Below are 21,231 nucleotides of genomic sequence, written 5' to 3'. Positions count from 1 at the left end.
GGGTCCTGAGTGTAGACGGCGGGGGTCAGGCGTCGACAAGCTGGCGCTTCTCGAACTCCTCCTCGAGCGCGGTGCCCTCGATGTCGATGTTCGGGAGGACGCGGTCGAGCCACCGGGGCATCCACCAGGTCGCGCGGCCCATGAGGAACATCATCGCCGGAACGAGCGCCATGCGGATGAAGAAGGCGTCGAAGAAGATGCCCACGCCGAGGGCGAAGCCGAAGATCTGGATGAAGGGCAGCGGCTGGTCGATGAAGGCCACGAACACGGCGATCATGATGATCGCGGCGGCGGTGACCACGCGCGCGCCCTGGGTGAAACCGACGATGACCGATTCCTCGATGGCGTTGTAGCCCTCGCCGAGGACGCTGCGGCCGTGGTGCTTCGTGTAGTGCTCACGCATGCGGGTGCCGAGGAAGATCTGGTAGTCCATGGCCAGCCCGAAGGTCACGCCGATGAGGAAGATCGGCATGAAGGAAATCAGCGGCGCCGGGGTGTTGACCAGGCCCCACAGGCCCTGCTGCCAGACCAGCACGGTCAGGCCGAAGGCGGCGCCGACCGAGAGCAGGAACCCCAGGCCGGCGACCAGCGGCACCATGATCGAGCGGAACACCAGCAGCAGGAGCACGATCGCCAGGCCGACGACGATGGCCAGGTACGGGCCCATCGCCCCGCCGAGGCGCTCGGTGATGTCCATCTGGACCGCCGTCAGTCCGGTCAGGCCGATGTCGACGCCGGTGGAGTCCTGGATTTCCCGGGTCTCGGTGCGCAACGCGTTGGCGACCTCGACGGTGACCTGCTTCTCCGGGCCGGTGTACGGGGTGACCAGGATCTGGGCGGCGGTGCCGTCCTCGCTCTGCGCGATGAGCTGGGCGTGCTTGACGCCGTTGACGGTCTGCAGGTTGTTGACCGTGTACAGGAAGGAGGAGGTCTGAGCGATCGCCTGCAGATCCGGGGCCTGCCCCGCCATGGAGGACTGCGCGTTGATCAGCGGCTGCAGGGCCGGGGCGTCCGGGTTGACCTCGTCGGCGTCGACGATGACGAGGAAGGGTGAGTTGACGCCCTCTCCGAAACCTTCGGCCATGAGGTCGGCGGACTTGCGCTGGGTGGTGTCCTTGTTCGAGGTCGAGTCCGAGGGCAACGACATCTCCATGTCCAGGACCGGCAGCGTCATCAGACCCAGACTGAGCACGACCACGGCCATGACCAGGCCGGGCGCCTTGTGGACGAGCTTGATCCAGCGCGATCCCATCGTGTTGCCCAGCCCGCGGGACTCGCCGCCGCGGCGCCAGGGGTTGCCGGCGGCACCCGGAATCTTGCCGCCGAAAGCCCTGCCCTTGAAGACGCCCAGCAGCGCCGGGGTCATCGTCAGCGCAACCACGACGGCGATGGCCACCGTCACGGCCGCCGAGAGGCCCATCCAGGTGAGGAACTCGATGTTGACCACCGACAACGCCACCAGGGCCACGAACACCGTGGCGCCGGCGAAGACCACCGAGGAGCCGGCGGTGCCGACGGCCATGCCGGCCGCCTCCTCCCTGCTCATCCGCTGCAGCTCGGATCGGTAGCGCGAGAGGATGAACAGCGAGTAGTCGATGCCCACGGCCAGGCCGATCATGACCGCCAGGACCGGGGTGATGTTGTTGAGTTCGACCCAGTGGGTCGACATGACCAGCAGCAGGACGCCGATGCCCACGCCCACCACGGCGGTCACCACGGGCATGATCGCCGCCACGGCCGAACCGAAGGTCACGATGAGGACGAAGAACGCGACGACCAGGCCCACGATCTCGCTGGTGCCCTCGACGACGATGGGATCGCCGAATCCCGCACCGCCGGCCTCGACCTGAAGCCCCTCGGAGCGGCCCAGATCGAGAGCTTCGTTGATGGTGTCCCGGTGCTCCTGGGTCACGGCCTGCGCGCTCTCCACGTCGATGGTGAAGGTGGTGTACGCGATGGTGCGGTCCTCGGACACCATGGCGAGATTTTCGGCGTCGGCGCGCGCGGTCTCCTCCGGCAGTCCCATCGAGGTCTCCTGCTCGAAGACCATGTCCTGCAGCGCCGGCGAGACCTGCAGCGGATTGCCGAAGCGCTCGGTGCCGGTGATCTCCCCGGCCATGTTGTCCCGGATGTAGGCGACCACATCATCGATGGCCGCCGCGTTCTGCGGCTCGTCGAGTGTCTCCCCCTCGGGGGCGTGGAACACGACGTTGACGCCCGCGGCATTGACCGAGTCGCCGGCGCCGGGGAACTTCTCATCGAGGTTGGTGATCGCCTCGATGGACGGGGTGCCGGAGATGGCGAACTCGGAGGTGAAGGGCTTTGCCAGAGTCAGGGCCGCGAAAGCGACGCCCGCGAGCAGGATGATCCACGCCGTCAGGACCTTCCAGCCATTGCGGAAAGAGAATCGCCCGAGACGGAAGAGGAATTGTGCCACGCTGTGCGCTCGCTCCCTGAAATCAACTGTTGATGGGTGTTAAGGGCTCGGTTGCTTAAAAACGAACCAGTTTAAAGACCTTTAAAGACCATTGAGCCTATCGGCCGCAACGCCCCAAGTGTAACGGGACGCCCATGAAGGAAGCCCCGCATCCGGCGTGGGATGCGGGGCTTCCTGAAGTTTATGGCGGTGGCGGAGGGATTTGAACCCTCGGTGGTTTTACCCACACTCGCTTTCGAGGCGAGTACCTTCGGCCGCTCGGACACGCCACCAGCGTGGTGAAGTCTACTGGTGGCGGTGACCCGCGGCCAAATCGCCTACTTCCGGTCCTGGAACTTGCCCAGCGCCTCGTCGCTCTTGTGCTTGATGGCCTCGCCGGCGTCGGAGAGCTTGTCCTTCGCCTGCGCCTTGGTCTGATCCGCCTTGCCCTCGTTCTCGAGTCGACGGTTGTCGGTGACCTCGCCGGCGACCTCCTTGGCCTTGCCGCCGAGCTCCTCCGCCTTGTTTCGAATGTCTCCCATGTCTATCTCCTTATTCCTTGGTCAGTGATCGTGTATCGGTGATTGTCTACCGCTGGTCTTCGTCGAATTCTTCGCTGGTCTCGCCACCGAAGCGTTCCTGGCGGTCGCCGTGGAACTTCTCCTGGGCGTCGTCGATGCGCTTGTTGATTTCCTCGTTGTCGAGGTTCTCCTGGCCCTGGTCGACGGCCCGGTTCCCCTGGTCCTTGTCGAGGTTCCGGGCGGCGTCCTTGGCCCTGTCCATGATTCCCATAGTTGATCACCCGCCTCACTCATTCGTTGTGGCTTACATCAACCAGCGTAACGGCGAGTTTTCCGGGCCGCCATGATTTTCTATGACGCTCACCACACTATGAGGCCACCTCAAGGAAAAAGACAGAATGCGCCGCCCCGTCAGCACGGGGCGGCGCATTCCTGACGACCGTCTACGGAGCGGGGTGCTCCGGATCGGCCTCAGCGTCCAGCGGACCGTCGACGGTACCGGTGATGCTGTCGCCGCCGAAACGTTCCTGCAGGTTGTCGATCTGCTCGTTGACCTTCTCGTTGCCGATCCGCTCCTGAAGCTTATCGACCTGCTCGTGGATCACGTCGGCGTCGATGTTCGCCGCGGCGTCCTTGGCCCGGGTGATCGCTTCTCCGGCCAAATTCTTGGCCTTGTCGATGAAGTTCATGTCTTCTCCCTGAGTGTCGCGGAGTAACGCTGAATCGCCTCCGGTCGTGATGCTACCTGCCCGGTCTATCAGCCACGCAGCTCGGAGAAGAACCCCGTCATCAGGCCGGTGGCCTCCTCGGCCAGCACCCCGGCGCGCACCTGCGGGTGGTGGAGCCCCGGCGGCTCCCGCAGCACGTCGACCAGGGAACCTGCGGCCCCGGTCTTCGGTTCGGCCGCCCCGTAGACCACGGAGCCGACACGCGCGTTGACGATCGCACCCGCGCACATGATGCACGGCTCCACCGTCACGACGAGTTCACAACCGGTCAGCCGCCACCCGTCACCGTGCCGCCCGACCGCAGCGCGCAGCGCGACGACCTCCGCGTGCGCCGTCGGGTCCCCGTCCGCTTCCCGACGGTTCGTCCCCCAGGCCAACTCCACCCCGTCGGCGTCGTAGATCACGGCGGCGATGGGAATGTCGCCCGCCGGGGTCTCGGTGCGGGCGATCTCGAGGGCGCGACGCATCCGAAGTTCCGCCCGCACCCGCCCCTCCTCCCGCGGCAGCACCCTCACAGGTCGACGCCGGCGGCGTCGGCAAGCTCCTCGTCGAAACCCAGTTCCTCGGCGATCCTCATGAGGGACTCCACCGGCCAGGCGTCCTCATCCTCGGCGAGGACGCTCAGGACCTCCTCGCTCAGACCCAGATCCTCGAGAATGTCGAAGTCACCGTCGGGCCAGCCGTCGATGTCGTCGAGCTCCTCCGGATCCACGTCCGGCACCTCAACGCCCAGTTCGTCGAGAATGTCGGCGGCGTAGTCGTCGTCGACGGCCATCGTGGCGTCGGAAAGCAGGAAGCGGGTGCGCTCCGGGTGGGGACGGACGATGACGAAGTACTCGTTCTCCACGCAGAGCATGGCGAAGGACGCGGATTCACTGCGCAGATTACGGACCGTGTCGACCGCCACCTGCGGATCGTCGAAGGCGTCACGGAACGTGCGCACCTGCCACTCAGCGCCGTCACGGGTGACGGTGACGGCGAAGCTGTAGTCCTTCATAATCGGTGAGCGTAGCGCGTGTGAGGCATACTTGTCACCGTGAAAGCTCTTGATGTGAAGCGTCCTGTCTGCATTGTCGGCCTCGGCCTGATCGGCGGCTCCCTGCTGCGCGACCTCACGGCCGCGGGCCGCCTCTCCGTCTACGGTTACAACCGGTCGACCTCCGGCACCCGCACCGCCGTGCGGGAAGGCTTCGACGCCTCCGACGACCTCGACGCCGTCCTCCGGCGGGCCGCCGAGGACAACGCGCTCATCGTCCTGGCCGTACCGATGGGCGCCGTCGGCCCCCTCCTGGACAAGATCGTCGAGCTAGCCCCCCACTGCGGCATCACCGACGTCGTCAGCGTGAAGAAGCCGGTCTACGAGGAAATCCGCGCCCGCGGCCTCGAGTCCCGCTACGTCGGCGGCCATCCCATGGCCGGCACCGAATTCTCCGGCTGGCGGGCCTCCCGGGAGGGCCTGTTCAATCGCGCAGCCTGGGTCGTCACCTACGACTACGCGGCCGAACTCGACGCCGCCGGAGAACGCGTCCCCCAGGAATGGATTGACATCTTCAGCGACGTCGTCCGCCTCACCCACGCCGTCAAGGCCGAGGCCGTCCCCGCCCGCGTCGCACACCACGACGCCGCCGTCGCCCGCGTCAGCCATCTCCCCCACGTCGTGGCCTCCGCGCTCTCCATCGTCGGCGACAACGGCGGCACCCTCGCCCAGTCGCTGGCCGCCGGCTCCTTCAAGGACGCCACCCGCGTCGCCGGCACCGCCCCGGAATTGCAGCGTGCGATGTGCGAGTCCAACGCCGACGCGCTGGTCGCCGCCCTCGACGAGTTCATCGCGATACTCCACGACGCCCGGGCCGGCCTGGACTCCGAGAAACCTGACGTCTCCGAACTGGTCGAGGCCGGGCACCGCACACGTGTGCGCCTCGAGGCCCGCTCCGGCGCCCGCAAGGAATCCGTCTCGCCGGTCAAGATCTCCTCCCGCCCCGTCCTGCGCCTGCACCCGGGCGGCCCGAACTGGGTCCGCCAGCTGGCCCAGACCGAGGACCTGGGCGGACGGATCGAGATCTTCTAGATCGCGCGCCCTGAAAGGAGTCGACCGAAAGGGCGACTGCTTTCAGGGAACGGGAAAAGTGACAACCCCGCAGCCTCGACCGCGGGGTTGTCCTGTGGTGCGCCCGGAGGGATTCGAACCCCCAACCTTCTGATCCGTAGTCAGATGCTCTATCCGTTGAGCTACGGGCGCGTACCTGCCGCCAGACTCGCTGGCAACGAGAAATGAGATTACACGCCCTGCACCCTCAACAACAAAACGCCAGGTTATCGAGCCATGGTGATGATCTGGAAATTTGCCCCCTGGGGGTCGGCGACGGTGGCGAGGCGACCGAAGGGGGAATCCGTCGGCCCGTCAAGGACAGTGCCGCCCAGCTCGGAGAGCCGGACCGCGGCGGCGTCGACGTCGTCGACGGGGAGGTAGTGGCGCCAGTAGGAGCGGTCGGAGAATCCGGAGGCGTCGCAGATGCCGGCTGTCTGGCGGGTATTGGTGGCGTAGCGGAAATCCCCCGCGCCGGGCTCCTCCCGGGAAGACCCGTCCGCCGCGGTGTAGGTCAGTGTCCAGCCGAAGACGTCCGTGTAGAAGGCGCAGGCGGCGTCGTAGTCGGTGCTCATGACCTCGAACCAGGAGGGGACGTGGGGGCCGGTGGCGCCGTCGATGCCGCGAAAACCGCTCGGTTGCCACAGTCCGAATCCCGCGCCCGCGGGGTCCGTTGCCTGGGCGCTGATGCCGAGGTCTCCCACCTCCATTGGGCCGGAGGTGATGCCGCCGCCGGCACGGACTATTTCCTCGGCGGTGGCGTCGATGTCCGTGACGTGGAGGCTCACGCCCCAGGCGGTGGGTCCGAGCGGGGTGTCGGAGGGGCCCTCGGGTCCGAACAGGGAGCTCATCATGCCCGCGACGGGGGTCCCCCGGTAGCTGGCGAGGTGATAGTGGCCGAATTCGGGGCCGGAGTCGACGATGTCCCAGCCAAAGAGGGTGGAGTAGAAGTGGACGGCGCCGGCGAGGTCGCGGGTGAACAGATCCGTGTAGATCGGATCGCCGTGAGTGGTGGTCATGCGCCCGAGAGTACGCCCGCTCAGATTCCCAGCACGGCCTTGGCGATGAGGAAATAAATGATGAGTCCGGCGGCGTCGACGAAGGTGGTGATGAAGGGATTGGAGAAGACGGCCGGGTCTGCGCCAATAGCTTTGGCGAGGATCGGCATGGCCCCGCCGACGGTCGCCGCGAGGGTGCACACGATCAGCAGCGTGAGCCCGAGGATGAGGCCGATCTGGGGTCCGTAGAAGAAACCGAGGAGGAGGCTGAAGGTGCCGCCGAGCAGCAGTCCGAGTAGGAGACCGGCCCGGGCTTCCCGCCACATGACGGCGAAGACGTCGCGGCGGCGGACGTCGCCGAGCGCCAGGGCGCGGGTGATGGTGGTGGCGGCCTGATTGCCGGTGTTGCCGCCGGTGCCGGTGAGCAGCGGGATGAACAGGCTGAGCACGACCGCGGAGGCCAGGGCGTCCTCGAAGGTGTCGAGGACGGTGACCGTCAGCAGGCCGGAGAGCGCCAGGACCGCCAGCCAGACGACGCGGGAGCGCACGAGGCGCCACACGGGCGTCGTCAAGTAAGGCTGTCTCAGCGGCTCGGCCGCGCCGGACCGGGCGGTGTCCTCGTCATCGGCGTCCTCGACGATGTCGAAGGCGTCGTCGTTGGAGAGGATCCCGACCAGCCGACCGCTGTCGTCGACGACGGGCAGAGCCAGCAGGTCCAGCGCCAGGAACCGGCGGGCGGTCTCCTCGTCCTCCGCCGAGGTGGTCGCCGAGATCGGTTCCGACATCAGGTCGACCACGGGGACGTCCTCATCCGCGGTGAACAGCGTGCGCAGGCTGGTCACGCCCACGAGGCGGTGATCGGAGGTGACCACGGGCACGGTGTAGATGGTCTCGACGTGGTCGTTCTGGGCGCGGAGGCTGGCCAACGCCTCCCCCACGGTCTGGCCCGCCCGGATCATCGGCACGTCCGGGGACATGTGACGGCCGATTGAGTTCTTCTCGTAGCCCAGGACCAGCGAGGTGGTGTCCTTGTCCCGCTCATCCAGGCTGTGGAGCAGCCGCTGGGCGATCTCGGCGGGCAGCTCGTCGAGGAGTGAGACACGGTCGTCGGGCTCCATCGCCCCGAAATAGTCGCTGACCGCGTCATCGGACAGCGCGCCGACCAGGTCGCTCTGGTGGGCCGCGTCGAGCGCGTCGAAGGCGAGGATGGCGCGGGCGCGGGGCAGCATGCGCAGCACCAGTGCGGCCCGGACCGGGGTGGACCGCTCGAGGATGTCGATGACCTCGGACAGGGGAAGGGTCGCCAGTTGCCCGGCGACGTCCTCGGCCCGCTCGGGATTCGGGTCGGGATCACGGAGGAACTTGTCCAGATCCCGACGAGCCCGAACGATCCGGTCGTTCGGGCTCGGGGGATGCTGCGCAGACGTCATACCTACAAAACTAATCCGAACACGGGAATCGCGATGAGGTAGACGGTGGCGGTGATGAGGAAGACGGCGATGACGTTGAGCCAGAAGCCGCCCTTGAGCATCTCGCCCATCTTGACGTAGCCGGAGCCGTAGGCGATGGCGTTGGGCGGGGTGGCGACCGGCATCATGAACGCACAGGTCGCGGCCAGGGCCACCGGGATGGTCAGAAGCAGCACGTTGTGCTCGTTGCCGCCCTCGGTCAGGCCGATGCCGGTGGCGACGCCGCCCATGATGGGCAGGAAGGTGGCGGCGGTCGCGGTGTTGGAGGTGAACTCGGTGAGGACGAGCACCAGCGCGGCGACCGCGAAGATGAGCAGGACGGTCGGCAGGTTGCCGAGGCCCTTGGCCACCTCGCCGATCCACAGCGACAGGCCGGTCTTGGTGAACATGCCCGACAGGGCCAGGCCGCCGCCGAAGAGCAGCAGGACGTCCCACGGGACGCCGTCGTTGGTCGTCTTCCAGTCGAGCAGCTTCACGCCGTCCTTGCGGCCCGGGATGGCGTACATGAGCAGGCCGGCGATGATGCCGACGACGGCGTCGTCGTAGATGAACTCGGTCCCCAGCGCGTCAAGCACCAGCGGAACGACGATCCAGGCGACGGCCGCGGCCGCGAAAATGAGCGTGACGGCGATCTGCGGGACGGTCCACGGGCCGAGCTTGGCGATCTCCTCCTTGATCAGCGCACGGCCACCCGGGATCTCGTCCATCTCCGGCTTGAAGACCGTGATGAGCACCAGCCAGGCGAGCGCCGTGAAAATGATGGCGACCGGCAGGCCCACGAGCATCCACTGGGCGAAGCCGATGGTGATGCCGTGGGAGGTCTCCATGTAACCGGCCAGCAGCGCGTTGGGCGGGGTGCCGATCAGGGTGCCGAGCGAGCCGATGGAGGCCGCGTAGGCGATGGCCAGCATGAGCGCCGTGGCGAACTTCTTCTGGTTGTGCATGCCGCCGACGGTGTCGGCGGTCAGCTTGAGCACGGAGATGCCGATCGGCAGCATGACGACGGCGGTCGCGGTGTTGGAGACCCACATGGACATGAAGCCGGTGGCGACCATGAAGCCGAGGATGAGCCGCTTCGGGCTGGTGCCGACGGCGAGGACGACCATCAGCGCGATGCGACGGTGCACGTCCCAGCGCTGCAGGCCCATGGCCAGCAGGAAACCGCCGAGGAAGAGGAAGATCGTGGCGGAGGCGTAGGGCGCGCCGACCGTGCTGATCGGGGCGACCTGCGCCAGCGGGAAGATGATGATCGGCACCAGGGCGGTGGCGGCCAGCGGGATGGCCTCGGTCATCCACCAGGCTCCCATGAGGACGGTGACCGCGGCGGTGACGCGCAGCGCGTGGTGGGTGTACTCAGTCTCGGGGTCGGCGCCGACGGACTGCTCGACCAGCTCCACGGCGTTGGCCGGGAAGAAGACGTAGATCAGCGCCGCGAGCACGAGGCCGATGAACAGTCCGAAGTACTGGAAATTCACTTCACGGGGAGGCCGGTTCTCGGCGAGATCACCCTCTGATTGACGGAACTGAGGTGTGTCCGTCGCCTGTGTCGCTTGGGTCATGCTGCTCAACTTTCAGTGTTATGCACGCATCCCGATTGCTCGGGAAAGGGACTAAACCCACAGCAGGTGTCGGGGCGCCATGGGGTAGCCCGATGTTAACCACGTTTACAGGGAGTTCTGAACTTTGTGACAGTGTTTAAACATTAAAGAAACGGAGTCCCACCGGAGCGACCACGGGAAACGTCCCCATTAGGAAACAACCCCCACCACCCCCGGAGTGCCTCCCGGCCCGGGGAATCAGGCCCTGGGGTTCTCCACGATGTGGAAACGTGCGCCTTGGGGGTCGGCGATCTCCGTGGCCGTGCCGAAGGGCGAGCGCTTCGGCCCCTCGACGATTGCACCGCCCTGCTTCTCGACGCCCGCCAACGCCGCCTCCATGTCGGACACCGCCAGGTACATCCGCCAGTGGCTGCCGGTGTCCTCGTCGAGCACCGACACCGCGTCATAGATGCCCACCGTCGCGGCCCCGGTGTCCCCGTTGACGGCGTACCGGTATTTCGCCTCCGCGCCCGGTTCCCTGGTCATGGTCCCGTCGCGGGCGATGTAGTGGTAGTCCCACCCCAGCACGTCACGGTAGAAGTCCAGCGAGGAGTCGAAGTTGGTGGACATCAGCTCGAACCAGCATGGCTGACCGTGGCCACCGCCGACGTCGAACTTGTCGACGGTGTCGGAGCTCCACAGTCCCAGCAGCGCACCGCATGGGCCCTCGACGATCGACAGGGCGCCGGAACCGGGGATCGTCGTCGGCGTGACCAGAATGCGGCCGTGCGCCAACGGCACACGGCCGGTGGTCTCGGCGAGATCGTCGACCGCGAGGAAGGTCTTCCAGGAGGTCTCGAAGATCTTCTCCCCGGTCTCCTCGTCGACGGAGCTGGTGATGCCGCCGACCTCTCTCCCGTGGAGGGTGGCCAGGTAGTAGCCGTCCGGCAGGTGATCCGGCTGCGAGAACTCCCAGCCGAAAAGCGCGCGGTAGAACTCCATCGCCCCGGCGACGTCGGGAGTCGTCAATTCAAGCCAGGCGGGATCGCCGTGAGTGATACGCATGCCATCAGACTACGACCCCGACCCCGGATCCGGGCGGGACGAAACGCGCCCCCGCCCCGGCAGTGCGGCTCCGTTCCGGGAACTAGGAAACGCGACAACCCCGCGGCCTCGACCGCGGGGTTGTCCTGTGGTGCGCCCGGAGGGATTCGAACCCCCAACCTTCTGATCCGTAGTCAGATGCTCTATCCGTTGAGCTACGGGCGCGTTGCTGTGAGCAATGTTAGCCAGGTTCACCGCGGGTAACCAAATCACGTGCCCAGGAACGCGAAACGCCCGGCAGCGGTGTGCTGCCGGGCGTTCCCTCGGGCGGAGACGACAGGATTTGAACCTGCGGACCGCATTACACGGTCAACTCCTTAGCAGGGAGCCCCAATCGGCCACTCTGGCACGTCTCCAGGTTCCGGACAAAGGTCCGGAAACCTCGGCCCATGTTAACTGCAAGGTCCTCGTTGAGACAAACCAGGGTGGGGTTACACTCGGGAAGCATGATCCGCGCAGACCTCGACAGCCTTCCCGCCTACGTCCCCGGCAAGCGGGACGACGCCCTGCTCAAGCTCTCCTCCAACGAGACGTCCCTGCCGCCGCTGCCGTCGGCCACCCGGGCGATGGCGGAGGCCGCCGCCGGGGCCAACCGGTACCCGGACATGGGCGCGGTCGAGCTGAGGGAGGCGCTGGCCGATCACCTGGGCGTGACCCCGGCGCAGGTGGCCGTGGGCACGGGGTCCTCGGCGCTGTGCCAGCAGCTGGTCCAGATCACCGCCGCGCCGGGCGACGAGGTCATCTTCCCGTGGCGCAGCTTCGAGGCGTACCCGATCTTCACGCAGGTGGTCGGCGCCACCGCGGTGCCGGTCCCGCTGCTGGCGGACGGTTCGCATGATCTGGACACGATGGCGGCGAAGATCACCGACCGCACCCGCCTGATCTTCCTGTGCAACCCGAACAACCCGACGGGCAACACGTTCAGCAACGAGGAGTTCGAGAAGTTTCTGGCGAAGGTTCCCGCGGATGTCGTCGTGGGCCTGGATGAGGCGTACTTCGAGTACAACCGCGCCGAGGACACCCCGGTCGCCACCGAAGCCATCACCCGGCACGGCAACGTCGTAGGTTTGCGCACCTTCTCCAAGGCCTACGGGCTGGCTGGCGTGCGCGTCGGCTACGTCTTCGGCGCCGAGAGGATCATCGAGGCGCTCAACAAGGTCGCGATTCCCTTCTCCGTCAGTTCCGTCGCCCAGGCGGGCGCGCTGGCCTCCCTGGCCGCGGCCGACGAGCTCATGGAGCGCACCGAGGAGACGGTCACCGTCCGTGACGAGGTCGCGGACGCCCTCGGGGCCCCGCGCTCACAGGGCAATTTCGTCTGGCTCCGGGGCGCCGCGCCCGACATCGCCGAGAAGCTGGCGGAACAGGGCGTTCTGGTCCGTTCCTTCCCGGAGGGCGTGCGCGTCACCGTGACCACCGGGAGCGAGGCCCGCACGCTTCTCGACGCCTGGAAGGCCGCCGGTCTCTGATGGGCGCCCTGCTGAAGCTTGTCCTCGACGTCATCGTCACTGCCCTGGGCCTGTGGGCGGTGACCGCCCTGGTCCCGGGGATCGGCATCCTGCCGCCGGAGACCACCGTCTACACCGACGGACAGTACGACCACGCGCTGATGTTCCTCGCGGTGGCGGTGGTTTTCCTCCTGGTCAACGCGGTCATCGGGCCAATCCTCAGGACGTTGGGCGCACCGGTGACCTGTGTGACGCTGGGCCTGTTCGCACTGGTGATCAACGCGGTCGTGCTCTGGCTCACCGCCTGGGTCTCGGGGCAGCTGGGCCTGGGCCTGTTCGTCGATGGTTTTGTGCCGGCGCTGATCGGGGCGGCGGTGCTGGCCGTGGTCCGTGGCGCGCTCGGTCTGCTGACCGGCGGCTTCCGGAGGCACTAACCGCCGGCGAAGGGCGGCAGCACGTCGACGCGGGTGGCGTCGATGAGCTGGGTGTCGCGGCCGGAGTTGGCGCCGTCGACGAGGAAGGTGCAGCGCAGGAAGATCTCCGCCAGGGTCATGCCCGCATCGGTGGTGCCCTCATGCTCGGCGGCGAGGGCGTCCAGGAGTTCACCGAGCGTGGCGGCGGCGGGCACCGATTCACGGTCCGTGCCGGCCGCGGCCCGGGCGGCGGCGAAATAATGAACGTCAATCACGCCCCAACTATGCCCCGTGTCCGGGCGGAAAGTCCACCGCCAGGTCCGCGTATGATGTCCTGTGATTGACCTAAAATCAGACCTATTGGAGAAGCAATGCGCTCACCCGAGCAGCACCTCGAGGCGGTTCGCCGACTACTGGCCGACGTCATCCTCGAGGCCGAGCACGTTCCGGTGGCCGAGGCCGCCGGGCGCGTGTCGGCCGTCGACGTCACCGCCGCCTTTGACTCACCCCGCTTCGACAATTCCCAGATGGACGGTTACGCGCTCTCCGTCAACCACGTGACCGCGACGCCGGGGCAGTTCCGGGTGGGCAGGACAATCCCGGCGGGAACGGACCCGGACGAGGTCTACCCGGACGGGATCAACGGCGCGATCGTTCCCGTCATGACCGGCTCCAAGGTGCCGCGGGGCACGACGAGCGTCGTCGCCGTCGAGGACACCACCCCGGGCACTTTCGCGGAGGAGGGTGAGTTCATCCACGTTCCGGCCGTCGAACACGGCCAGTACGTCCGTCGCGCGGGCACCGACCTGGCCGCGGGCGACGTCCTCCTCGAGGCCGGCGCCGAAATCACCGCCGCCGGCGTCGCCGCCCTGGCCGGGCAGGCCATCGAGACCGTGCCGGTCACCCGGCGCGCCCGCATCATCGTTTCCACCGGCGGCGCCGAAATCGGCGGCCCGGGCGCGGCGAGCATCCCCGACTCGAACACCCCGATGCTGCGCGCGCTGGCCCGGTGCTACGGCATCGAGGTCGTCGCGCACGTGGCCACCGACGACGATCCGGTGAAGCTCCGGGAGAGCCTGACCGCGAGCGTCGAGAAGCATTCTCCCGACGCCATCGTCACCTCCGGCGGCATCAGCGCCGGCAAATTCGAGGTCGTGCGCCAGATCCTCGAACCCGGCGGCTGGTTCGGCCACGTCGACCAGCAGCCCGGCGGCCCGCAGGGGCTGTCCCGTCTGGCCGGCGTGCCGGTGATCTGCCTGCCCGGCAACCCGGTCTCCACGCTCGTGTCCTTCCTCCTCTTCGTCGCCCCGACGCTCGGCCGTGCGCCGACACCGGTCACCGCGCTTCTCGACGAGGAACGCCACGGCCTGGCCGGCCACCGCGACCAGTTCCTGCGCGGGCGCATCCGCGTCGACGAGCGGGGCAGCCTCCGGGCGGTCGGCGTCGGCGGCGCGGGCAGCCACCTCATCGCCCAGGCCGTCGACGCGAACGCCCTGATCCGTGTCCCGGCCGCCACCACCCTCAACCGCGGCGACGCCGTCACCGTCTACCCCTTCCACTAAGGAGCTTCATGTCCCGCACCGGTCTCGTCATCGTCGCCTCCACCCGCGCCGCCGCAGGAATCTACGAGGACCAATCTGGCCCCATCGCCGTGGATTTTCTGCGTTCCAAGGGTTTCGACACACCGAACCCACTGGTCGTGCCCGACGCGGAGATCAAGACGGTCATCGACGAGGTTTTCGCCTTCGCCGACATCCCCAACGTCATCCTCACCTCCGGCGGCACCGGCCTGACCGAGGACGACCGCACCGTCGAGGCCGTGCGGCCGCACATCAGGCGGGAGCTGCCCGGGGTGGTCCAGGCGTTCTGGAATGAGGGTCTGAAGACCGTCCCGACCGCCGTCGCCTCCCGCGCGGTCGCCGGCGTGGCGGGCACGACCTTCATCATGACCCTGCCGGGTTCACGCGGGGGAGTAAAAGACGGCTGCACCGTGTTGAACGACCTGGTCGTCCCGATTGTCGACATGCTGGAAGGCGTCCATGAGCACTAACAACCACCACGATCCGGCCACCGACCCCGCGTACGTCCAGGAGCAGACGGGCAAGGTCATCACCGCTTTCATGACCGCCGAGCCCCTCGAGCCGCTGCTCGCCGAGGCCAGGGAGGACACCGTCACCCGGGCCATGGGCGCGCTGGTCACCTTCGAGGGCCTCGTCCGCGACCATGACGGAGGCCAGCGCGTGGCGACGCTGACCTACACCTGTCACCCGACCGCCGACCAGAAGATCCGCGAGGTCTGCGAGTCCGTCATCCGCGAGCACCCGCACGCCCGGGTGTGGGCGGCGCACCGCACCGGCACGATCCCCATCGGCGAGGCCGCCTTCGTGGTGCTTGCCGCCTCCGCCCACCGTGCCGAGGCCTTCGCCGCCTGCGCCGAGATCGCCGACCGGGTCAAGGCCGAGGTGCCCATCTGGAAGGAGCAGGAGCTTATCGACGGCCCGACCGAATGGGTGGGCCTGGAATGACCGATCTCATCCGCTACCGCCGCCAGATCACCCTCTTCGGCGCGGAGAACCAGCGCAAGCTTGCCGACGCCCACGTGGCCGTCATCGGCGCCGGCGGCCTCGGCTCCCCCGCCCTGCTCTACCTCGCCGGCGCGGGCGTGGGCACGGTGACCATCATCGACGACGACGTCGTCGACACCTCCAACCTGCACCGACAGGTCATCCACACCACCGCCGGGGTCGGCCGCCCCAAGGCCGAGTCCGCCGCTGAGGCGATGCGCGAACTCAACCCGGAGGTGTCGTTGCGGCTTTTCGCTCAGCGCCTGACCTGGGCCAACGCCCGCGAGGCCTTCGAAGGCGCCGACCTGATCATGGACGGGGCGGACAACTTCGACACCCGGCACATCGCGTCGACCAGCGCCGCGCGGCTGGGAATCCCCCACGTGTGGGGATCCATCCTCGGCCACGAGGCCCAGACCAGCGTCTTCTGGGCCGGGCATGGCCCTGTCTACGAGGACGTCTTCGCCGCTCCCCCGCCGCCCGGCGCGGTGCCCTCCTGCTCGCAGGCGGGCGTGCTCGGCCCGCTGGTCGGCGTCATCGGCTCCACGATGGCTCTGGAGGCCCTCAAGCTGCTCACCGGTCTGGGTACGCCCCTGCTCGGCAGGCTCGGCTATTACGACGGCATGGCCGGGACCTGGGAGTACGTCCCGCTGACGGCGAACCCGGCGGTCACGCGGCGTCTGCTGAGTGAGGAGCCCGCCCGCCAGGAACCGGCGGTCACGGTCTCGGTGGCGGAGGTTGACGAGATTCCCGAGAACGCCGTGCTCATCGACGTCCGCGAGCTCGAGGAGGTCGCCCACTTCGCGATCCCCGGCTCCGTCCACGTTCCCCTCGGCGAGATCCTTGCCGGCACGGTCCCCGCCGAGATCGACACCGAGCGCCCCGTCGTCGTCTACTGCGCCGGCGGTGTCCGCTCCGCCCGCGCGGTCGAGGCCCTCACGAAGCAGGGCCACGCCGGTCTCCTCAGCCTCCGCGGCGGCATCGACGCCTGGCTGGAGGCGCAGGCCTAGGGGCAGGCTCCGCACCGCGGCCCCGACAACCGGAAACGGGGTCAGACCCCTCCCACCTCAACGGCACAGAGGGGTCTGACCCCGATCTTGTCGGCGGAGACGGGGGGATTTGAACCCCCGGAGGTTTGACCCTCGCTGGTTTTCAAGACCAGTGCATTCGGCCGCTCTGCCACATCTCCCGGTTCGCGCATGATGCGCACGGGGTTATCTTAGTCGAGGGGCCCGCGGGCCGGGAATTGCCTACCCTGGTGGCCATGAAGGCAATCGTTCAGACAGACCCAGACGTCCCGCGCTCACTCGAATGGCGGGAGGTCGACACCCCGGAGCTTCGCCCCGGCGAGGTCCTGGTCAAGGTCGCGGCCGCGGGCGTCAACCGTGGTGACCTCGCCCAGACCCGCGGGCATTACCCGCCCCCGCGCGGCGCTTCCGAGGTTCTCGGCCTCGAGGCCGCCGGCACCATCGTGGACGCCGGGGACACGGAACGTGAGGTCGGCGAAGAGGTCGGCTGCCTGCTCGCGGGCGGCGGCTACGGCGAGTACGTGGCGGTGCCGGTCGGCCAGCTCACCCCCGTCCCGGAGGGGTATGACCTGGTGAAGACCGCAGCCGTCGTGGAGCTGACGTGCACCGTATGGTCCAATATCGTGATGACCGCCGGGCTGCGGGCCGGCCAGCGCATCCTGATCCACGGCGGCGCGGGGGGCATCGGCACGATCGCCATCCAGATCGCGAAGGCGCTCGGCGCGGAGGTCGCGGTGACCGCCGGGTCCGCGGAGAAGCTCGAGACGTGCCGCGAGCTGGGCGCGGACATCCTCATCAACTACCGGGAGGAGGATTTCGTCGAGAAGCTCCGGGACTCCTGCGACGTCATCCTCGACATCATGGGCGCGTCCTACCTCGACAGGAACATGCGCTGTCTGGCCCTGGACGGCCACCTCGTCGTCATCGGCGTGCAGGGCGGCGTCAAGGCCGAGCTGAATCTGGGCCGCATGCTGCCGCGCCGCCAGTCGATCACGGCGCAGACCATTCGCGCCCGCAACCTCGACGACAAGGCCGCCATCGTCGCCGATACCGTGAAGAATGTCTGGCCCATGCTTGCTGACGCCCGCGTGGTCCCCCACATTCACGACGTCATCCCCGTCACCGAGGCCGCCCGCGCCCACGAGATGCTCGACTCCGGCGAGGTGACCGGCAAACTGGTCCTGCAGATGCCTTAATCCCCCTCGCTTCCCCGCCGGCTTGCGAGCCCGGTCGAAACGCGCCGGCCTAGGCCAGGGAGGCCACCACGCGGACGAGGTGGTCGATGTCCGCGGAGGTGGTGAAGGGGCCGAGCGCGACGGTGATGGCGCCGCCGATCTCGTCGGCGCCCATCTCAGTGAGGACCCTCATGGCCGGTGCGAGGGTGGTGACCAGGCCGTTGTCGTAGAGGCGGTGCTGGACCATGTCGGCGGGCACGCCCTGCACCCCGAAGGACAGGCGCGGGAGACGGTCCTCGTTCGCACCGGAGGCGGCCTCCCCGGTCAGTCCGAGGATGTGAACCGAAGAGAGAGAGCCGAGGTAGAGGACGAGATCGTCGCGCAGGGTGCCCAGGTAGTTGTCCAGCTCAGCCATCGACGCGGCCAGGCGCTTGCGGCGGGAGCCCGGCGCGGGCACCAGACCGGCGAGGTGGTCGACCGTCGGGGAGACGCCGCCGGCCAGCCCGGGTGAGATCGGGGTCGTCAGCTTCCCCGCAGTGACCTCCGAGTCCGCGTACCGCGGATGCAGGGAACGCAGCCGCTTGAACATCGCCTCATCGCGGAAGACCAGCGCAGCCAGCTGCGGGCCACCGAGCTGACCCAGGTCCACGGCGATGATGTCGGCGTTCCACTCGTCGATGTCGACGTAGCGGTACGCGGCGTAGGAGGAGGCGTCGACCAGCACCCAGGCGCGGGAGTTCTCGCGGGTGGCCTCAACGATGCTGGCCACGGGCGCGACCGTGCCCAGCAGCCCGTGCGCCGCGGAGAACGCGACCAGGCGGGTCGAACCGTCCACCAGGTCCCTGTACTGCCAGCCCGGGAGCTCGCCCGTTCCGAGGTCCGGCTTCGCCCAGCGCACGTCGGAGACCGCGTTGGCCAGGGGGCGGCTGAGCAGCTCGGAGTCAAGCCCGGACAGCACGATGGAGGACTGGTGGCGCAGGAGGGGGCGCATGGCGTCGGCAAGCATGCTGTAGAGCACCGGCAGGGAGGGGCCCAGCACGACGGCGCCGGCGCTCCCGCCGACGAGGTCGGCGACGGCGAGGCGGGCGTCATCGATGAAGGAGGCGCCGGCGGAGTGGCCCGGCAGCTGCGGACGCGCGTGGGAACCGGAGCTCGGTTCGGGGCGGGAGACCGCCGTGGCGGTGCGGAAGGAACGCGCGACCGCAGAGGAGACGCGCTCAGGAACCTGGGGACTGTCGTGGGCGTTGAGGTACGTCCAGCCGTCACCGAGACTGGTGTACAGGCCACGCACGCGGGCCACGTCATAACGGTCGTCGTCGGTCACCGGCACACCCCTTTCACCTGTCCGAGGTCCCATACTTCTGCTCCAAGTATGCACGTCCGAAGAATCTTACGCAGACCCATGAGAATAGCCCATTCACTTGCGCCACAGCCGACGCTTGCCGGGACGCACCCTGGTTTATGCTGGCAGCACGCCCAGAGACCCGATTGGAGCCGACGTGACCCGACCCCTGCGCGCACTCGCCCTCAGCGCCGTGCTGGCAGGCACGCTCACCTCCTGCACCGTCCCGGACCACCTCCGCGACGCGGAGTCACCGACCGCCACAGTCACCGCCCCGGCCCCGGCCACCGAGACCCTCAGCGAAGGCCGCACGGTCACCGCAACGGTGACGGCGACCGTCGCCGAGACGACCGTCACCGCCACCGCGACCCGCTGGGCCATCGGCGACCCCGCCGCCACCGAGCTTTCCGACGCCCGCCTCTTCGGCCCCTACCCCGACGAACAGGTCTGCGAGGCCCACGCCGAGGAAAGGTGCGAGGAGCGGGAGGACGGCTGGTATCTGCTCCTCGAACCGTCCACCGACCCGTCCACCGACCCGAAGCCGAGCCCGTCGCAATCGGAACCGGAGGAACCGGCGGGATAGGCTATGAGCGTGCAACAGTCATCCTCCGAACAATTGCGGGCGGACGTCGCCCGGATGACCGGGGCGACCGCCGGCCACCAGGTCCCGGCGTCCCGGTCCAAGACATTCACGGCCGCTTTCGCCGACCTCGTACGCGGATTCGGCCAGTACGAGTTGTGGCTGCAGCTCGGCTGGCAGGACATCAAGCAGCGCTACCGACGATCCACGCTGGGCCCGTTCTGGATCACGATCGCCACCGGCGTCATGGCCGTGGCCCTGGGGTTCCTCTACGCCCTCCTGTTCCAGATGGAGTGGCGCGAATTCCTGCCGCACGTCACGGTCGGGTTCATCGTCTGGGGATTCATCTCCGGCTGCATCAAGGACGGCGCCAACGTCTTCATCGAGAACGAGGGCCTGATCAAGCAGCTGCCCTCCGCCCTGTCCGTGCACGTCTACCGTCTGGTGTGGCGGCAGTTCCTCTTCTTCCTGCACAACATCATCATCTGGGTGGTGATGGTTCCGCTCCTGGGCATCCCGTTGACCTGGGAAGTTGTGCTGGCGCTCCCGGCGCTGCTGCTGCTCATCCTCAACGGTGTGTGGGTGGCCATGTTCTTCGGCATGGTGGCGACCCGCTTCCGCGACGTCGCCCCGCTGCTCGAGGCGCTCGTGCAGCTGGCGTTCTACGTCACCCCGATCGTGTGGACCACCCGGACCCTCGAAGCGCAGGGCGGCGAGGTCGCCGCACAGGCACGCATCGTCGAGATCAACCCGCTGTTCCACTACCTCGAAATCGTCCGCGCCCCACTGCTGGGCAACCACGTTGAGCTCTACCACTGGCTCATCGTGCTCGCCTGCACCGTCGTCGGCATTATCATCACGCTCATCGCCATGCGACAGTGGCGATTCCGCGTCAGTTACTGGGTGTAAATCATGGTTTCTATTGACACATACGACGCCTGCGTCGACTTCCCCATCTTCGACGCCAAATCCCGCTCGCTGAAGAAGGCCGTACTTTCTTCTGCGGGCGGCGCGATCGGCAAGAACGAGGCGAACACCGTCGTCGTCGAGGCGCTCAAGGACATCAACCTGCACCTGCGTGAGGGTGACCGTGTCGGCCTCGTCGGCCACAACGGCGCCGGCAAGTCGACGCTGCTGCGCCTGCTGTCGGGCATCTATGAGCCGACCCGCGGCGTCGCCGACGTCCGTGGCCGCGTCGCCCCCGTGTTCGACCTGGGTGTGGGCATGGACCCGGAGATCTCCGGTTACGAGAACATCATCATCCGCGGGCTCTTCCTCGGTCAGACCCGCAAGCAGATGAAGGACAAGATGGAGGAGATCGCCGACTTCTCCGAGCTCGGCGGCTACCTCGACATGCCCCTGCGCACCTACTCCACCGGCATGCGCGTGCGCCTGGCCCTGGGCGTGGTCACCTCGATCGAGCCGGAGATCCTGCTTCTCGACGAGGGCATCGGCGCCGTCGACGCCGCCTTCATGGCCAAGGCTCGCGTCCGCCTCCAGGAGATGGTGAAGAAGTCCGGCATCCTCGTCTTCGCCTCCCACTCCAACGACTTCCTCGCCCAGCTGTGCACCACCGCCCTGTGGATCGACCACGGCCAGGTCAAGAAAGCTGGCCTGGTCGAGGATGTCGTCGAGGCCTATGAGGGCAGGGAGGCCGGCGCGCACATCCGTTCGCTGCAGAAGCGCTTCGCGCACGAGGATTCCTAACGGGCGTCGGTGCCCGATTCTGCACCGACGTGGACGTTTTCCCTGGTCGCCAATTTCAGAATGCAGAATCGGGCACCGCGCAACCGCATGGATACGGCCGCGGGTGGCACTATGAAC

General features: G+C 67.8%; 23 protein-coding genes and 5 tRNA genes. 11 read left to right on the top strand and 17 right to left on the bottom strand.

From position 1 onward, the window contains the following. Positions 1-25 precede the first annotated feature (25 nt). The 7 genes from CGUA_RS00910 to CGUA_RS00880 all read right to left on the bottom strand — a co-directional run bounded on the left by CGUA_RS00910 (position 26) and on the right by CGUA_RS00880 (position 4,662). Positions 26-2,437, bottom strand: coding sequence for an MMPL family transporter (locus CGUA_RS00910; RefSeq protein WP_290196781.1), 2,412 nt, complete (start codon positions 2,435-2,437; stop codon positions 26-28). A 184-nt stretch (positions 2,438-2,621) separates the two neighbouring features. Continuing rightward, positions 2,622-2,709 (bottom strand) — tRNA-Ser (locus tag CGUA_RS00905). A 45-nt stretch (positions 2,710-2,754) separates the two neighbouring features. After that, the gene (locus CGUA_RS00900; protein WP_290196778.1) at positions 2,755-2,958 is read right to left on the bottom strand and encodes a CsbD family protein; all 204 of its coding nucleotides are present in this window, start codon (positions 2,956-2,958) and stop codon (positions 2,755-2,757) included. Between the two features lie 46 nt (positions 2,959-3,004). Continuing rightward, positions 3,005-3,199: a hypothetical protein gene (locus tag CGUA_RS00895; RefSeq protein WP_290196775.1), complete on the bottom strand. Its 195-nt coding sequence runs from the start codon at positions 3,197-3,199 to the stop codon at positions 3,005-3,007. A 181-nt stretch (positions 3,200-3,380) separates the two neighbouring features. Further along, a complete protein-coding gene (locus CGUA_RS00890; protein WP_290196774.1) occupies positions 3,381-3,626 on the bottom strand; it encodes a hypothetical protein in 246 nt (81 codons plus the stop codon). Between the two features lie 68 nt (positions 3,627-3,694). Continuing rightward, positions 3,695-4,132 carry a nucleoside deaminase gene (locus tag CGUA_RS00885; RefSeq protein ID WP_290198284.1) on the bottom strand — a complete coding sequence of 146 codons (438 nt, stop codon included), beginning with the start codon at positions 4,130-4,132 and terminating at the stop codon, positions 3,695-3,697. 44 nt (positions 4,133-4,176) lie between these two features. After that, positions 4,177-4,662 carry a tRNA adenosine deaminase-associated protein gene (locus CGUA_RS00880; protein WP_290196771.1) on the bottom strand — a complete coding sequence of 162 codons (486 nt, stop codon included), beginning with the start codon at positions 4,660-4,662 and terminating at the stop codon, positions 4,177-4,179. Between the two features lie 39 nt (positions 4,663-4,701). Between CGUA_RS00880 and CGUA_RS00875 the strand changes: the two genes are divergently transcribed. Further along, positions 4,702-5,733 (top strand): prephenate dehydrogenase, encoded by a 1,032-nt coding sequence (locus tag CGUA_RS00875; protein WP_290196768.1) that lies wholly within the window; start codon positions 4,702-4,704, stop codon positions 5,731-5,733. Between the two features lie 95 nt (positions 5,734-5,828). On the opposite strand, the gene CGUA_RS00870 is transcribed toward CGUA_RS00875, so the two are convergent. The 7 genes from CGUA_RS00870 to CGUA_RS00840 form a co-directional block, all read right to left on the bottom strand. Then, positions 5,829-5,904 (bottom strand) — tRNA-Arg (locus CGUA_RS00870). Between the two features lie 74 nt (positions 5,905-5,978). Next, positions 5,979-6,770, bottom strand: a complete 792-nt coding sequence (locus CGUA_RS00865; RefSeq protein WP_290196766.1) for a VOC family protein — start codon at positions 6,768-6,770, stop codon at positions 5,979-5,981. A 20-nt stretch (positions 6,771-6,790) separates the two neighbouring features. Further along, entirely contained in the window at positions 6,791-8,179 is a 1,389-nt protein-coding gene (gene mgtE, locus CGUA_RS00860) for a magnesium transporter (RefSeq protein ID WP_290196764.1), read from the bottom strand. Positions 8,180-8,181: 2 nt separating this feature from the next. After that, positions 8,182-9,777, bottom strand: a complete 1,596-nt coding sequence (locus tag CGUA_RS00855; protein WP_290196762.1) for an SLC13 family permease — start codon at positions 9,775-9,777, stop codon at positions 8,182-8,184. Positions 9,778-10,014: 237 nt separating this feature from the next. Next, positions 10,015-10,821 carry a VOC family protein gene (locus CGUA_RS00850; RefSeq protein ID WP_290196761.1) on the bottom strand — a complete coding sequence of 269 codons (807 nt, stop codon included), beginning with the start codon at positions 10,819-10,821 and terminating at the stop codon, positions 10,015-10,017. A gap of 128 nt (positions 10,822-10,949) precedes the next feature. Continuing rightward, a tRNA-Arg gene (locus CGUA_RS00845) sits at positions 10,950-11,025 on the bottom strand. 103 nt (positions 11,026-11,128) lie between these two features. Next, positions 11,129-11,216, bottom strand: a tRNA-Ser gene (locus CGUA_RS00840). A gap of 90 nt (positions 11,217-11,306) precedes the next feature. Here CGUA_RS00840 and hisC point away from each other — a divergent pair. Next, the gene (gene hisC, locus CGUA_RS00835; RefSeq protein WP_290196759.1) at positions 11,307-12,326 is read left to right on the top strand and encodes a histidinol-phosphate transaminase; all 1,020 of its coding nucleotides are present in this window, start codon (positions 11,307-11,309) and stop codon (positions 12,324-12,326) included. Continuing rightward, positions 12,326-12,739 carry a phage holin family protein gene (locus CGUA_RS00830; RefSeq protein ID WP_290196757.1) on the top strand — a complete coding sequence of 138 codons (414 nt, stop codon included), beginning with the start codon at positions 12,326-12,328 and terminating at the stop codon, positions 12,737-12,739. The genes hisC and CGUA_RS00830 overlap by 1 nt, the downstream gene beginning before the upstream one ends. Here CGUA_RS00830 and CGUA_RS00825 read toward each other — a convergent pair. After that, entirely contained in the window at positions 12,736-12,990 is a 255-nt protein-coding gene (locus tag CGUA_RS00825; RefSeq protein ID WP_290198283.1) for a MoaD/ThiS family protein, read from the bottom strand. The two genes, CGUA_RS00830 and CGUA_RS00825, sit on opposite strands and share 4 nt — an antisense overlap. Positions 12,991-13,089: 99 nt before the next feature. Between CGUA_RS00825 and CGUA_RS00820 the strand changes: the two genes are divergently transcribed. The 4 genes from CGUA_RS00820 to CGUA_RS00805 are packed head-to-tail and all read left to right on the top strand — an operon-like array spanning position 13,090 to position 16,292. Next, positions 13,090-14,280 carry a molybdopterin molybdotransferase MoeA gene (locus CGUA_RS00820; protein WP_290196755.1) on the top strand — a complete coding sequence of 397 codons (1,191 nt, stop codon included), beginning with the start codon at positions 13,090-13,092 and terminating at the stop codon, positions 14,278-14,280. A gap of 8 nt (positions 14,281-14,288) precedes the next feature. Further along, complete coding sequence (locus CGUA_RS00815) at positions 14,289-14,768, top strand: MogA/MoaB family molybdenum cofactor biosynthesis protein (RefSeq protein WP_290196753.1); 480 nt, start codon at positions 14,289-14,291, stop codon at positions 14,766-14,768. Continuing rightward, a complete protein-coding gene (locus CGUA_RS00810; RefSeq protein WP_290196751.1) occupies positions 14,758-15,243 on the top strand; it encodes a molybdenum cofactor biosynthesis protein MoaE in 486 nt (161 codons plus the stop codon). The genes CGUA_RS00815 and CGUA_RS00810 overlap by 11 nt, the downstream gene beginning before the upstream one ends. Continuing rightward, positions 15,240-16,292 carry a ThiF family adenylyltransferase gene (locus CGUA_RS00805; protein WP_290196749.1) on the top strand — a complete coding sequence of 351 codons (1,053 nt, stop codon included), beginning with the start codon at positions 15,240-15,242 and terminating at the stop codon, positions 16,290-16,292. Before CGUA_RS00810 ends, CGUA_RS00805 begins: the two co-directional genes overlap by 4 nt. 94 nt (positions 16,293-16,386) lie before the next feature. Here the strand turns inward: CGUA_RS00805 and CGUA_RS00800 are convergent. Then, positions 16,387-16,471 (bottom strand) — tRNA-Ser (locus tag CGUA_RS00800). Positions 16,472-16,546: 75 nt separating this feature from the next. Here CGUA_RS00800 and CGUA_RS00795 point away from each other — a divergent pair. Further along, positions 16,547-17,506, top strand: coding sequence for an NAD(P)H-quinone oxidoreductase (locus tag CGUA_RS00795; protein ID WP_290196747.1), 960 nt, complete (start codon positions 16,547-16,549; stop codon positions 17,504-17,506). A 49-nt stretch (positions 17,507-17,555) separates the two neighbouring features. Here CGUA_RS00795 and CGUA_RS00790 read toward each other — a convergent pair whose 3' ends face one another. Then, positions 17,556-18,842 carry an aminotransferase class V-fold PLP-dependent enzyme gene (locus CGUA_RS00790; RefSeq protein WP_374725056.1) on the bottom strand — a complete coding sequence of 429 codons (1,287 nt, stop codon included), beginning with the start codon at positions 18,840-18,842 and terminating at the stop codon, positions 17,556-17,558. 142 nt (positions 18,843-18,984) lie between these two features. Between CGUA_RS00790 and CGUA_RS00785 the strand changes: the two genes are divergently transcribed. From CGUA_RS00785 to wzt, 3 genes are read left to right on the top strand one after another with little or no spacing between them, the layout of a single operon-like run. Continuing rightward, positions 18,985-19,410: a hypothetical protein gene (locus CGUA_RS00785; protein ID WP_290196742.1), complete on the top strand. Its 426-nt coding sequence runs from the start codon at positions 18,985-18,987 to the stop codon at positions 19,408-19,410. A gap of 54 nt (positions 19,411-19,464) precedes the next feature. Further along, positions 19,465-20,316, top strand: a complete 852-nt coding sequence (wzm, locus tag CGUA_RS00780; RefSeq protein ID WP_435383691.1) for a galactan export ABC transporter permease subunit Wzm/RfbD — start codon at positions 19,465-19,467, stop codon at positions 20,314-20,316. Positions 20,317-20,319: 3 nt separating this feature from the next. Then, positions 20,320-21,114 (top strand): galactan export ABC transporter ATP-binding subunit Wzt/RfbE, encoded by a 795-nt coding sequence (wzt, locus tag CGUA_RS00775; protein ID WP_290196737.1) that lies wholly within the window; start codon positions 20,320-20,322, stop codon positions 21,112-21,114. Positions 21,115-21,231: the final 117 nt, after the last annotated feature.

Origin of the sequence: Corynebacterium guangdongense (assembly GCF_030408915.1) — a bacterium.
Taxonomy (GTDB): domain Bacteria; phylum Actinomycetota; class Actinomycetes; order Mycobacteriales; family Mycobacteriaceae; genus Corynebacterium; species Corynebacterium guangdongense.
Note: the sequence above shows the minus strand (reverse complement) of the source record. Positions and strands in the feature narration are given on the sequence as shown.